Raw genomic sequence first — 14,065 nt, 5'->3', positions numbered from 1 at the left:
ATTTTTTCAGCAAACTGGTTTTTTTTAGTTGAATAGTTAGATTTTTTACCTAAATTGCTTAATTCAGGTTTTAGAAAGGATTAAATAAATGACTGTTTTTCCTCAAACAGATATTTACTGCATAACAGATCACAGCCATTCAAAAGGCCGTGATAATCTTTTTGTAGTAAAAAAGATGCTTGAAAACGGAATAAAAATTCTTCAATACAGGGAAAAATTTAAGTCAATCAAGGAAAAATATCTTGAATGCCTTGAAATAAGAAAGCTTACAAAAAAATACAATTGTTGTTTTATTGTAAATGATCATGTTGATCTTGCAATTTTATGCGATGCAGACGGAGTTCATCTAGGTCAGGATGATCTTCCTTTAAAAGAAGTAAGAAAACTTATTGGCAACAATAAAATAATAGGAATTTCAACACACAACCCCTCACAGGCAATTGAAGCCCAAAAATCAGGAGCTGATTATATAGGAGTTGGGCCCATATTTAAAACTTCTACAAAAGTTGATGTTTGTGAACCTGTAGGTTTAACTTATCTTGATTTTGTTGTGAAAAATATAAAAATTCCCTTTGTGGCAATAGGGGGAATTAAAGAAGATAATCTTTTATCTGTGATTAAAAGGGGGGCAAATTGCGTTTGTCTTGTTACTGAAATTACAGAAGCTGAAAATATAGACGAAAAAATTATGAATTTAAAACGTATCTGTAATTGTTCAGTCTAAATTGGAAAGGCTGTTGCTTTTTTTAGCAAACTGGATTTTTTTAGTTTTTTAGCTTAATAGTTAAATATCTTTTTTTGAATTGGCTAAAAGCCGGAAATTTTGAAAATTAAGTTTCCGGCAGATTTTTTTATTTATTAAGTGCTTCTCTTATTTTTAAAATTGCCAGATTAATTTCTTCAGGAGTTAATTTTCCTTCTTTAAAAAAAAGAACTTCTCCTTTTTTATCAATAATAATTACTGCAGATTCTTTGGTTTTTAATCCCCACTTTTCAAGGGCTTTGCCTTTTCCATCCACCACATAATAGGCATAGGGGAATTCAACCTGGCTTTTATGAAACCTTGAAACTGCAATTTTAGAAGTTCCCCAGAGGGCATCGTCCATATTTAAAATTGTTGTTGTTTTGTATGGGGAATCAGGAAGATTGGCAGGGAAATCTGCTTCAATAAGAGCATCTATATAGTCTTTGTTTATTTCGTCAATTCCAGTTCTTGCTGCAAGATGATAAATTGTTGAGACTTTTCCTTCAAGCTCTGCCAAAGACCATGGTCTGTAATTTATTTGAGAATTTTTTTTAATAGTCATTTTTTTGTTTTGGATTTCATAATCAAAGGTAAAAATACCCTTGTCTTCAATTTTAACTTGGGGAAGCCTGGTTCCAACTTTAATTTCAGCAGAAATTCCCAAAGATATAAAACCAGTTAAAAATAAAGCTTGAATCAGGAAAAATAGTTTTTTCATTGAATCTCCTTTTGTGTTAGTTTTTCATGTTTTATGGTTAAATGGCTCAATACTAAACTAAACTTTGTTTAAGAGAAATAAAAAACTGAAATTTAAGGTTTTATTGCATTTATAAAAAATATTTCATAAAGTTCAATCATTATAAATCTTCAAAATCAATATTTAATACCTGGGCGGAAATTTAAGTTTTGTTTGTTGTGTTTATTGATTGTTCAGGCAAAAAATCACCATAAAATCTGGAGATAAAAATGAGGAAAAATTTTTTGGTCCTATTAATTTTAGTTCCCTTTGTTTTAAACGGATGTGCTGGAATTGTAACAAATAAGTTTAAAAGTTCTGTTTTTAAGAATGAAGATCAGGGGAGTTTTTCCCAGCTTGAAAACAGGGTGGTTGTAAAAAAGAATAGTTTTGGAATTCCTTTAATAGAAGCTCAAAACATGGAAGATCTTGCTTTTGCCTGCGGATACTCAGATGCTTCAGACAGACTTGCTCAAATGGTTCAGTTAAAGCTTGTTTCCCAGGGAAGACTTTCTGAATTTGGAGGTGAAGTTTTTATTGATCTTGATTTGTTTATGAGAAGCCTTGATTTTAAAAAAAGAGCCAACTCCCTTTTAAAAGGAACAAGTGAAGAAACAATCAAGCTTCTTGAATTATACAGCGAAGGGGTAAATGCTTATTTGGAAAGGCATAAGGATGATTTGACTCCTACCTTAAAAATGGCAGACTATATTCCTGAGAAATGGACTCCTTTTGATTCAGCTTCACTTTTTATGGTGCTTAATTTTGGGCTTTCCTTAAATTTTCACGAAGAAATTACAGCACTTCATTTTCTTGAGAAATTAGAACCAGAGAAAATTCCCTATCTTTTTCCTGTTTATCCAGATGAAGATCTTCCTTTTGATGAAGTTCCAAAACTTAAGGCCCTTAAAAAAGCATCAGGTAAGAATATTTATGGTTCTTTAGAAAAAGTATCTGCAATGCTTGAAGATCTTGGGCTCAACCATTTGGCAGCTTCAAATAACTGGGCTGTTTCAAAAAACATTGCCTTAAATAATAAGTCTATTTTTGCCAATGACACCCATCTTCCAATTTCCCTTCCAGGAATTTGGAATTTAAAGCATTTAAAATGTCCTGGATTTAATTCAGCCGGAGTTTCCGGAGCAGGGTTTCCTGCAATTATAGCAGGATTTAATGGAAATCTTGCCTGGGGAATGACAATGTCAATGGCTGATAATCAGGATGTTTTTGTTGAAAAAATAAGAAATATCGAAGGTTCTCTTTATTATCTTTATGAGGACAATTGGCTCAGGACAAAGAAAAGAACAGAGGTTTTTAAAACAAAGGAAGGAAAAACCTTTGAGTTTATTATCCATGAAACCCATCATGGACCGATTATAAATCATACATTTAAAAACGATAGAATTTCTGTGCTTCAGCCTGTTTCCGGTGAAATGGAATATGCTGTTTCTTTAAAAACTCCTTTTTTTGAAAAAGATGACAGCATGGAGCAGTTTTTTAAACTGAACCAGGCAAAAGATGTTTTTGAAGCAAGGGAGTATATTAAGGAAATAAAGACAATTTCCCTTAATCTTGTGTTTGCAGATAAAGAAAACATAGGCTGGCAGGTTACAGGAAATTATCCCTTAAGAAAAAATGGAAGAGGGCTTTTTCCTTCCCCTGGATGGACAGGAGAATATGAGTGGACAGGAACACTTTCAAATGATGAATTTCCATTTAGCATAAATCCAAAATGGGGATTTGTTGCCACAGCAAACCATAGAACCGTTTCAAAGGATTTTCCCCATACTCTTTCATCTTCCTGGTATTACCCGGATAGATTTGAAAGAATAAAAGAAATGATAGAAGAAGGGGGAAATGATTTTAAAAAAATGAAGGAAATTCAGATGGATGTAAAAGCAAGTCTTCCCCTGAAACTTCGTAAAAAAGGAATTTTTTCTCCTTTTACCTCAAAAATAAATCTTGTTATTTCAAGTATGGAAGAACCCCAAAGATCCAATGCCCAGGAAATTTTGGACATGATTTCATCCTTTGATGGGGAGATGACAGTAGATTCTATAAACGGCTGTGTTTATCAGGTTTTTTTGCATTGTGCCTCAAAAAGAATTTTTATGGACGAACTTGGACCAGAAACTTCCACCCAATGGAAATCTTTTTGTGCCAATGAATTCTTTAATTATTCACCTTTTTATGACCATCTTCTTCAAAGAGAAAACAGTCCTTTTTTTAATGATATAAACACAGATAAAAAGGAAACAAAATACGAAGTTCTTGCCTATGCGCTGGCTGATACAAAGCAGTTTCTTGAAAAAGAATTGGGTAAGGATAAAAATAATTGGCAATGGGGAAAACTTCATACTTATTATTTTCAGACTGAAACATCAAAGCTTTCAAAACATCTTGGTTTTTTCCAAAGAAAAGGAGTTAATCTGCTTTCAGATTATTTTAATAGAGGGCCTTATCCTGCTCCCGGAGATTTTGGGACAGTAAATGTTGCGGGTAATTTTCCCTCAAAAGATTTTGATGTATGTATGATTCCGTCCATGAGGATAATTGTGGATTTTTCACTGGATGAACCTTTTTGGGGAATAAATTCCACAGGGCAGTCAGAACATCCTTCAAGTGTTCATTATGATGATGGAATAAAGGCCTGGCTTAAAGGTGAATATATGAATTTTCCTTTTAAAGAGGAAAACATCGATAAAATTTATAAAAAAGCTTATATTCTCACCCCCTGATAAACCAATGTTTTTGTAAAAGACTGTCTGATTTTTGGGCAGTCTTTTTTTTGTGTTTTTAATTTTGACTTTAGTTTGTATTTAAGTATTTTTTTAATAAGCTTAATTTTAAATGGGAAAACAAATGAAAAAAAATGTTTATTCAATATTTTTTATAGTCTTTTTTTTTAGTTTTGGGGCTCAATTGTCTAAGGCTTCTGAAAATAAGGTTAAATTTATATTTGCACCAAAAGACAAAATGGTCATGCTTGAAAGGGTTGTGGCTGTAAATGAACAAATTTTAAATGAAGAAGTTTTAGAAAAACAGGAATCTTCAATAAGTACAAGAATTACATACAATAAAACTAAAAACGGTTTTGAGCTTAAAGCTGAAATAACTAAAATTGAATTTTTTATAAATGGAGAAAAAACAGAAAACCCTGTTTTTGAAGTGTTGAAAGAGTGTCCTATTATTTATGAAGTTGATAAATTTGGCAATTTTGTTGATTTAAAAGGTTATGATAAATTCAATTCCCTTTTGTATGAAAAATTTACCAAAGAATTTGCAGATGAGATTTCAAAGATTTATTCAGAAGATAAAATGAAGGAAAAAGCAAAATCTGATTGGGATCAAAAAACAGGAAATTATCTTGGAAAAACAGTTTATCACGGGGAAAAATGGAAAAACAAAGAAGTAATGGTTATTCCCGGAGGCCAAAAAACCAAGGTTGATTTTGAAACTATTTTCTTTTTAAATGAAAAAATTAAAGGAAAAGACTGTGCAAAAATCAAAATTTTATTTAAAATTCCCGATATATCAGCCAAAGATTTGAAAGGGCAGATAGAAATTTATCTAAACCCTTTAACCATGGATGTTTACTCTGTTCTTTCAGAACGTGATTTTACAATTGGAACTGGAAAAGAAGAGATCTTGATGAAAGAAAAAAGAGAATATAATTATGAGTATATTTATTAGATTCTAAGGAAATTTTATGAGAAAAATAGTTTTTTTAATTTTAATTTATTTTAGTCTAGTTTTTAATTTAAGCTCAGAAAATATATGTGAAAACATTGATATTCCCTGGCTTTTAAATCATGCTCCTTTTCCAGAGAATGCTGAAATCATATCAAAAAAAGATGTTTTTGGGCTTTGTGAACTGATTGTTCTTATAAACACTGAACCCATGTCTCTTTATTGCGGAAAAGATTTTTTTATTTCAGGTCAGATGTTAAAAGATAAGGAAGTTATCACACTAAAAACCATTGAAACTTTAGCTGACAAAATTAATAAAAGAAAAAAAGAATTTGAAGAAAAAGAAAAATCCGAAGAAAATCAGCGAATTTTATTTTTCAAACAAAACAATGATAAGTTAAAAGAGTTTACAGCTTTTGAGTTTGGAGCAAAGAATCCAGATAAGACAATTTTTGTAATCACTGATCCCAAATGTTTTCATTGCAAACAACTTTTAATCTGGCTTGAGAAAGTAAGTGTGGAAGATAAAATCAAGGTCAATACAATTCTTTATCCTGTAATGGGAGATGAAAGCAAAGATATGGCGGCCAGGGCTGTTTGCAATGATTTTGGAATAAGTGAATACCTTGGAATGGAAGATGATTCAAAGCCATATATTTGTGAAAAATCAGATTCCCTTTTTATGAGCCAGGAAGATTTTTTTAAAAATGCAGATTTAAATTTTATTCCATATATTGTTGATTCAAACTTTAAATGGTCAGTTGAAGGAGCTGATCTTGAAGTTTTAAAAGAAAAGCTTAAAAATTGTTCTAATTAAATCAGTTTAAAGCACCAGCTTATCCGGGTTTATAACAATTTAAAGAAAGGAAACTTCCATGCTTGAAGCAATTGGCATCAAACTTATAACTGTTCTGGCTGGATTTTTGTTTGAGCAGGGGCTTGTCTCCATGGATAAATTTCAGGTTGCAGGGGCGCCTTCCTGGTATTATGAAGAATCAAACAATGATTATATTTATGTGTTTTCCTATAAAGACGGGGGAATAGAAACCATAGAGCCTTTAAAAACAGATCTTTGTGTTTTGATGGAGAAAAAAATCCAGGGAGTTATTGACCTTGTTGTTTATGAAAACTTTAGGAACTTAAAAGAGCCAAAGGAAAAGGAACTTGTAAGTCAGTTCAGCAAAGATTCAAACCTAAACCTTTTTGTAAAATCAAAAATTAAAATAGAGCGGATAGTTCATCAGGATTTGAGGGAAAAAGGGCTTATATTTAAGGGAAGACCTGAAAGAACTTTTGGCAGTGCAATTTTATCAAAAAAATCTCTTCTTGATTATCAGGAGGAAAGAATAAGTATTTTAAGGGAAAAGATTGTAAGGCAAAAATCTTCAACAATGTTTGACAAGCTTGATTCAGAGCTTGGAGAAGATGAATATGAAATGGAAATGGAGGATGAAATTCCTCAATGGTAGTTAAATTTCCCGGCAGTTATTCTGCCGGGATAAATTTGTTTTTATGTTTTTAATGATTTAGGGCGGCTTCTTTTTTCATGGAAAGGCCAATTCTTTTTCTTTGAGGATCAATTGAAATAACTCTTACCATGACTTTTTGATTTACCTTGACCACTTCAGAGGGATCTTTAATAAATTTATCTGCCATTTCGCTTATATGGACAAGTCCGTCCTGGTGAACTCCAATATCAACAAAAGCACCAAACTTTGTTACATTTGTTACAATTCCTGGGAGGAGCATTTTTTCTTCAAGATCTGAAATTGAATTTATTCCTTCTTTAAAGGAAAATATTTCAAAATTACTTCTTGGGTCACGCCCTGGTTTTGCAAGCTCATCAATTATGTCTTTTAAGGTGGGAAGCCCTGTTTTTTCGGTTATATAAAGATTTAAGTCAATTTTATCCCTTAAGCTTTTATTTTTTATAAGATCAATTACTTCAGAAGAAAGGTCTTTTGCCATTTTTTCCACTATTTTATAAGATTCTGGATGAACAGCACTGGAATCAAGGGGATTGGCTGAATTTGAAATTCTTAAAAAACCAGCGCATTGCTCAAAGGTTTTGGGACCTAGTTTTGGAACTTTTTTAAGCTCTTTCCTGGTTTTAAATCCTTTATTTTCTGTCCTGAAATCTATTATATTTTTTGCCAGCCTGGGCCCAAGGCCTGAAACATAGGAAAGGAGTTCTTTGCTTGCCAGGTTTAAATCAACTCCAACCTGGTTAACACAGGAAAAAACCACAGTATCAAGTTTTGATTTTAAAAGCTTTTGATCCACATCATGCTGGTATTGGCCCACACCAATTGATTTGGGGTCAATTTTAACAAGCTCTGCCAAAGGATCTAAAAGTCTTCTTCCAATTGAAACAGCTCCCCTTACAGTGAGATCATGGTCAGGGAATTCTTCCCTTGCAGCTTCAGAAGCCGAATAAATGGAAGCTCCGCTTTCATCGGTGAGGATAATTGGAATTTCAAGATTAATGGATTTTAAAAAGTTTTGGGTTTCCCTTCCTCCTGTTCCGTTTCCAACAGTTATCGTTTCAATCTTGTATTTTTCAATTGCTTTTTTTATTAAATCTTTGGCCTGGTTTACCTTGTTTTTTTCAAAGGGAAAGATTATAAAATCTTCTTTTAAATCTCCCTTGTCATCTAAAACAACAGTTTTACATCCTGTTCTAAGGCCGGGATCAATTGCAAGAACTCTTTTTTTACCCAGGGGCGGAGCCATTAAAAGTTCTTTTAAATTTGAGGCAAATACTTCAATTGCTTCAAGGTCTGCTTTTTCCTTTAAAGAGTTTTTAATTTCAGTTTCCATTGAAGGAAGAATCAGTCTTTTATAAGAGTCTTCAATTGCCTCGTTTACAAGATAGGAAAACTTGCTGTTTCTTAGATAATTGTTTTTTAAAACCTGAAGAGGTTTTGAATCATCAGGCCTTATGGAAAAAGAAAGATATCCAAGGGAATTTCCTCTTAAAACAGCTAAAATTCTATGTCCGGGTGATTTTCTTATTTCTTCCTGATAATCAAAATAATCTTTAAATTTTTGAGCTTCATTTTCCTTTGTTTTTACAAGCTTTGCTTTAATAATTGACTGAGTTTTAAAAATTTCTCTTATTTTACCTCTTAAATCAGGATTTTCAGAAACAATTTCAGCAATTATAAATTTTGCTCCTTCAATTGCTTCGTCTTCTGAATTTACTCCCTTTTCAGGGTTGATAAATTTTTTTGATTCTTTTAAAGGATCAAAACCTTCAACCTGAAGAAGGATTTTTTCAGCAAGGGGCAAAAGTCCTTTTTCCCTTGCCATGGATGCTTTAGTTCTTTTTTTAGGACGAAACGGAAGGTAAATATCTTCAAGCTCTGGAAGAGCTACACAATTAATTAGCTTTGATTTAAGTTCAGGGGTTAAAACTTTTTGTTCTTCAAGTGAAGCCAAAACAGCTTCTTTGCGTTTTTCTAAAGTTTTTATCTGCTCAAGGGTGTCTTTTATAAGACTGATTTCAACTTCATCAAGTGAGCCTGTTTTTTCCTTTCTATATCTTGCTATAAAGGCAATGGTTGAGCCTTCTTTTAAAAGAGAATCTACTGCTTCAACCCCGGCTTTATTTATATTTAGAGCCTTTGATGCCTTTTCAATTATCATTGTGTCCATTTAAAATCCGTTCCAGGTTTATTTGTATAAAGTTAATTTCTTTGTATGATCATTCTTTTTTCAAATCTAAAAAAGATGGGAATTTAGGGATTTTATTTTTTGTGAATCCATAATGCTTGAAAACTACCCTTGAATTTATTTTTGGAGGATTTGCTCTTTCTAAATCTGAAAAACCTGAACCAAGGTTAAAAATTATTCCGTTATCAAGTTTAATTTTAAGGCTTCCCATCATGTTTTTATATTTTCCTTTACCCTTGTTTATTCCAATAACAATCCCCTCCATTTTGCTAAAATTTTTTACTTTGAGAATATAGGGGATTTTGCCATTATGGTAATTTTGGCTGGGGTCTTTAAGAATTACTCCTTCCCCGCCTTTTGATTCAATTTTTTTTAAAAATCCGTTAAGATGATCTTTTCCAGTACAAATTATTTGGGGAATGATTTTGACATTTTTATTTGGATTGGTTTCAAACCATTTATTTGCTTTTTCAAGACGTTTTGAAAAATCCCCTTTTGTATTTGGGACTTCAAAAATATTATAAGTTATTTTTTCCCAGGAATCTGTGGGGATTTTTTTAAGAACAGCGGATTGAATAAACTCAAAATCATTTCTTTTACTCCAAAGTTCACCATCCAGCTCAAAAGGAGGGAAGTTTTCAATAAACCATTTTGGAGTATTTATAAGTTTTCCGCTTCTGGTTAAAAGTTTTTCTCCGTCCCAATATCCTCTTATTCCATCCAGTTTTTCGCTCATATAAAAGCCTGTGATTTTTTCATCACCTTGGTAGACTAAAGCTTTTTGAAGGGTTAAATCTTTTGAAAAAACAAGGCTTTGAGAAAAAAGAAAAGCAAAAACAATTAGGTATTTTAAAAGGTTCCGGAAAACTTTCATTTTAATCACCCATAAATAATTATTAGAAATAAATATGTTTAATTCAATATCCGGTAATTTGTCAAAAGCTGGTTATTAACTTTTTTTGCTTATGAATTTTGGTTTTTAAAATCTTCCATGAATTTACAAAGAGTCTTAATTCCCTCAAGGGGCATTGCATTGTAAATGGAAGCCCTTACTCCTCCAGCAATTCTGTGACCTTTAAGGCCTCCAAGTCCATTTTCAAGGGCTAGGTTTATAAATTTATTTTCAAGATCCTCGTTTAAGAGCCTGAAAGTTACATTCATAAATGATCTGTCTTCTTTTTGAGCTGTTCCTTTATAAAATCCATTGCTTTCATCAATTGTATTGTAAATATAGTCAGCTTTTTCTTTATTTAAGGCTGCCATATTTTCAAGGCCTCCAATTTCTTCTTCAATCCATTTTAAAACAAGTTCACAGCAGTAAATTGAAAATGTTGAAGGAGTATTGTGCATTGAATCTTTTTTAACATAGGTTTTATAGCTCAACATTGTGGGCAGATCCTCGGGTACAAGGTCTAGCATTTTGTCTTTAATAAGCACAAGTGCTGTTCCTGAAGGGCCTATGTTTTTTTGGATACCCGCATAAATTATCCCGAATTTTTCAATATCAAGAGGCCTGCTTAAAATATCCGAACACATGTCTGCAGCAAGGGGAATTTCAGTTTCAGGAAGATTTTGCCATTGGGTTCCCCTGATTGTATTGTTTGTTGTTATATGAAGATAAGCCAAGTCTTTTTGGATGGTAAAGTTTTTGGGAATATATGAAAAGTTTTTATCTTCTGATGAAGCTGTAACTTTTATATTTTTACCCTGAATTTGGGCTTCTTCTATTGCTTTGGTTGACCAGGTGCCTGTGTTTATATATCCGGCCTTTTTGTCTTTGGTAAGAAAATTCATAGGAACCATTGCAAATTGAAGACTGGCTCCTCCCGGAACAAAAATAACTTTCCAGGAATCATCTAGATTATAAAGTCTTTTTACTCTTTTCTTGGAAGACTCAAGAATAGCCATAAAATCTTTTGATCTATGACTTATTTCTATTATGGACATTCCTGTATTATTGTAATTTATAAAATCTTTTTGAATCTGCTTCAAAACCGGCAGGGGCTGAACAGCCGGTCCCGGATTGAAATTGAAAATTCTTTTTTCCATTTTGTAACCTGCCTCCAAGCATTTTGTTCTAATAAGGTATGTAATAACTTAAAAACTTGTGATAAAGAGCTATTATCATAAGTCTGATATATTTAATAATAAAATAATGGTGAAAAACATGAAGATATACAATTATCCTTCAAAGGAAGCTTTGGATAGAATTGAAAGAGTAAAAAGTCGGGGAATTGGAGATACTGATGAACTAAACTCCCAGGTATCTGCAATTTTGGAAGATGTAAAAAAAAGGGGAGACAAAGCTGTAATTGAATATACAAACAAATTTGACGCTCCAAATCTTAAAGAGGCTGACCTTGAAGTTACAAAAGAAGAAATTGAAGAAGCTATAGGTCTTGTTTCTGATGATTTTAAAAAATCCCTTAAAAGAGCAGTTTCACAGATTTCATCTTTCCATGAAAAACAAAAAAATATTTCCTATATAGACATAGAAAGAGATGGAGTTCTTTTAGGTCAGCTTATAATTCCTGTTCAGTCGGCTGCTGTTTACGTTCCTGGTGCAACAGGTGGAGAAACTCCTTTGGTTTCAACTGTTTTAATGGGAGGAATCCCGGCTAAAATTGCAGGTGTTGAAAAGCTTGTAATGGTTACTCCTCCAACTTCTGAAGGTAAAATCAACCCTTATCTTCTGGCTGCTGCGGATTATGTTGGTTTTGATCATATTTACAAAACAGGAAGTGCCTGGGCTGTTGGAGCTTTAGCTTATGGAACCGATACAATAGCTTCTGCCGATATAATAGTCGGGCCTGGTAATATTTATGTGACAATAGCCAAAAAAATGGTTTCTGGAATTGTTGGAATAGATATGATTGCAGGGCCAAGCGAAATTCTTGTTATTGCAGATTCTTCAGGAGATCCTGAGTTTATTGCAGCTGATCTTCTTTCCCAGGCAGAGCATGACGAAATGGCATCTTCAATTCTTGTTACTCCGGATATGGAGCTTGCAAAAAAAGTAAAAGATGCAGTTGACAGAAGAATAAAAAATCTTTCAAGGTCTGAAATTGCTCTTAAATCAACCAAAGATTACGGAATTATTCTTGTTACCCAAACTCTTGATCAGGCATTTGAGCTTTCTAATTTTTTTGCTCCAGAGCATTTAGAGCTTATGATTGAAGATCCTCTTGTAAATCTTTCAAAAGTTAAAAATGCAGGAGCAATTTTTGCCGGTAAATACACTCCTGAACCTATGGGAGATTATATTGCGGGGCCAAATCATGTACTTCCAACAGGAAGAACTGCAAGGTTTTCTTCAGCTCTTTCAGTTGATAATTTTATTAAGAAAACCAGCCTGATTCATTATTCAAAAGAAGCACTTGAAGAAGAAGCTGAGCATGTAATCAGGCTTGCTAATATTGAAGGTCTTGATGGCCATGCTGAATCTGTAAGAGTTCGAGTTGAAAAATAAAGTTTTGTTTAATTTTGAAAAGCCCTCTAAAAATTGAGGGCTTAAATTTGTTTTTGTCAATTAAGTTTATTTTTTAACTAAAAAAATCTTAAAAATATATACGATTTTTTTTGGCTATTTGTTTGGAATATATGCTTTATTTGTATAGGCATTTATTAAATACCATTCGGTTGTTATTGAATTATGATCCTTCCAAATATGAACTTTATTGCCGTTTTTGTCGGTTTTGTTGTTTTTCAAACAAACAACTTTTCCGCTTTTGTGATAAATTTTAAACCGACCTGAGCCCAGGTGTTTTAAATAAAATTGTTGTGCCTGATTATTGTTTCCTTTTGTCCATAAATGCAATGGTGTCCCATCTGTTGTTTTACCGCCTCTGCAGTCTATTACACCGTCACCGCTATGAGCTGCTCTTATAATATAATGGGATGAATGATAGGGTTTTTCAAATTTAAACAATTTGTTCAGGCCTGAATCTTTTGTCCAGATATCCATGGTGTTTCCCTTATAGTTCCAGTCTTTTCCTGGAAATTCTAAATAGCCTCTATTGCTTCGCCCGTAACTCATGGCTGATTGGATATAAAATTTATAAGGAGGTACTTCAGTGCCTTTCAGCGATTTTTCAGCAATGGTGTTATGACCTAGAGGTTTAACAGCGGCCCGGGTGGAATTGTCTAATAAATACCATTCATTGTGCAAGCCATCGTGATCGTCCCAAAGTTGTATATTTGTACCGTTTTTTGCCTGCTGATCTTCAAGATTCACAATCCGGCCGTTTTTAGTATAAATTTTATAGCGGCCGTTACCAAGGTGAGAAAAAAGAAACTTTTGAGCTTTGCTCCGGTTTGTTTCCCATATGTGAATATTATCTCCTTTGTTTAATTTTCCGCTTGCCGCATCAACTCTTGAAGATTTCAGGTCACCTATATATATCTCATACCAGCCGGTTTCATTGGACTGAACAAGGGTAAATCTTTTTGTAGCTGCATTATCCAATGTCCAGACTCGAATGTTATCGCCTTTGGTAGCCAGTGAACCTCCGCCTGCTTTTTCCCAGCATCCTCCAGCATCTCTGCCGTAGTTAACTGCAGATTGTATAATTAGTTTTTTCCCCGTGGGCAGGGTAGCACCGCTAAGTGGAAGTGCATTTAAGTTTATACCCATTCCCAGAACTATGATTATTAAAGTTACAATTTTAAAATAAAAATATCTCATTTTTTCCCCTTTAAATTAATGGAATGTAAAATAAAAAACGACTGTTTACCATAATATTTCCTGTTCTGAAATAATTAAATTTTTATAGGGGTTTCAAACAAGGCTGGTTTTGCCAGTATTTTGGTGTGTTTTCCTCTTTTTTAATAAAAGATGAAACTTTAATTTTAGCCGGGTAAAATATAAAAATCATTGATAATAAAAGCTTGTAAATTTAAGCATTCAAAAATATGCGAGGAATTACTCTTCTTTTTTTGACTGACCTTTATCATTATCTTCAGGCTTATATTTTATTCGTCCTGCCCAGATGAAAAAGGCCCCTAGTCCAATGGGATATAGTCCGTATAATCTTTTAAAGCCCGGAAAGCTGAACTCGGAATTGCCAAAGCCTGTGCCCACTGCTCCCACAAGGATGATATTAATTCCTAAAAGTATTGTAAGTCCTCCAAAGATATATGCTATGAGAAGTCCTTTTTCCATTTGCCAATTCCTGATTTTTTTAGTTAACTCCCCTCACTTAAAAGCAAGGGAGGGGAGT

Annotated in this window: 12 protein-coding genes; 6 read left to right on the top strand and 6 right to left on the bottom strand. The window is 33.1% G+C overall.

The window, feature by feature from the left end:
* Positions 1-88: 88 nt before the first annotated feature.
* Positions 89-724, top strand: coding sequence for a thiamine phosphate synthase (thiE, locus tag RBR53_02600; protein ID MDY0131536.1), 636 nt, complete (start codon positions 89-91; stop codon positions 722-724).
* A gap of 127 nt (positions 725-851) precedes the next feature.
* Here thiE and RBR53_02595 read toward each other — a convergent pair whose 3' ends face one another.
* Positions 852-1,463: a YtfJ family protein gene (locus RBR53_02595; GenBank protein ID MDY0131535.1), complete on the bottom strand. Its 612-nt coding sequence runs from the start codon at positions 1,461-1,463 to the stop codon at positions 852-854.
* 248 nt (positions 1,464-1,711) lie between these two features.
* On the opposite strand from RBR53_02595, the gene RBR53_02590 reads away from it, so the two are divergent.
* The 4 genes from RBR53_02590 to RBR53_02575 all read left to right on the top strand — a co-directional run bounded on the left by RBR53_02590 (position 1,712) and on the right by RBR53_02575 (position 6,640).
* On the top strand, positions 1,712-4,219 hold the full coding sequence (locus RBR53_02590; GenBank protein ID MDY0131534.1) for a penicillin acylase family protein: 2,508 nt from the start codon (positions 1,712-1,714) through the stop codon (positions 4,217-4,219).
* A gap of 124 nt (positions 4,220-4,343) precedes the next feature.
* The gene (locus tag RBR53_02585; GenBank protein MDY0131533.1) at positions 4,344-5,174 is read left to right on the top strand and encodes a hypothetical protein; all 831 of its coding nucleotides are present in this window, start codon (positions 4,344-4,346) and stop codon (positions 5,172-5,174) included.
* Positions 5,175-5,190: 16 nt separating this feature from the next.
* A complete protein-coding gene (locus RBR53_02580) occupies positions 5,191-5,988 on the top strand; it encodes a hypothetical protein (protein MDY0131532.1) in 798 nt (265 codons plus the stop codon).
* 58 nt (positions 5,989-6,046) lie between these two features.
* Positions 6,047-6,640: a hypothetical protein gene (locus RBR53_02575; GenBank protein ID MDY0131531.1), complete on the top strand. Its 594-nt coding sequence runs from the start codon at positions 6,047-6,049 to the stop codon at positions 6,638-6,640.
* 49 nt (positions 6,641-6,689) lie between these two features.
* Here the strand turns inward: RBR53_02575 and RBR53_02570 are convergent, their stop codons facing one another.
* The 3 genes from RBR53_02570 to serC all read right to left on the bottom strand — a co-directional run bounded on the left by RBR53_02570 (position 6,690) and on the right by serC (position 10,895).
* Complete coding sequence (locus tag RBR53_02570; GenBank protein MDY0131530.1) at positions 6,690-8,828, bottom strand: Tex family protein; 2,139 nt, start codon at positions 8,826-8,828, stop codon at positions 6,690-6,692.
* Positions 8,829-8,877: 49 nt separating this feature from the next.
* Entirely contained in the window at positions 8,878-9,720 is an 843-nt protein-coding gene (locus RBR53_02565; GenBank protein ID MDY0131529.1) for a DNA ligase, read from the bottom strand.
* A gap of 89 nt (positions 9,721-9,809) precedes the next feature.
* Complete coding sequence (gene serC, locus RBR53_02560; protein MDY0131528.1) at positions 9,810-10,895, bottom strand: 3-phosphoserine/phosphohydroxythreonine transaminase; 1,086 nt, start codon at positions 10,893-10,895, stop codon at positions 9,810-9,812.
* Positions 10,896-11,013: 118 nt separating this feature from the next.
* Between serC and hisD the strand changes: the two genes are divergently transcribed.
* Positions 11,014-12,315, top strand: a complete 1,302-nt coding sequence (gene hisD / locus RBR53_02555) for a histidinol dehydrogenase (GenBank protein MDY0131527.1) — start codon at positions 11,014-11,016, stop codon at positions 12,313-12,315.
* 114 nt (positions 12,316-12,429) lie between these two features.
* Here hisD and RBR53_02550 read toward each other — a convergent pair whose 3' ends face one another.
* Together RBR53_02550 and RBR53_02545 are read right to left on the bottom strand one after the other, a co-directional pair.
* The gene (locus RBR53_02550; protein MDY0131526.1) at positions 12,430-13,530 is read right to left on the bottom strand and encodes an RICIN domain-containing protein; all 1,101 of its coding nucleotides are present in this window, start codon (positions 13,528-13,530) and stop codon (positions 12,430-12,432) included.
* Between the two features lie 237 nt (positions 13,531-13,767).
* On the bottom strand, positions 13,768-14,007 hold the full coding sequence (locus RBR53_02545; protein ID MDY0131525.1) for a hypothetical protein: 240 nt from the start codon (positions 14,005-14,007) through the stop codon (positions 13,768-13,770).
* Between the last annotated feature and the right edge of the window lie 58 nt (positions 14,008-14,065).

This window comes from Desulforegulaceae bacterium, from assembly GCA_034006035.1.
In the GTDB taxonomy this organism is placed as follows: Bacteria; Desulfobacterota; Desulfobacteria; order Desulfobacterales; family JACKCP01; genus JACKCP01.
This window is presented reverse-complemented; position numbering and strand designations above follow the sequence as displayed.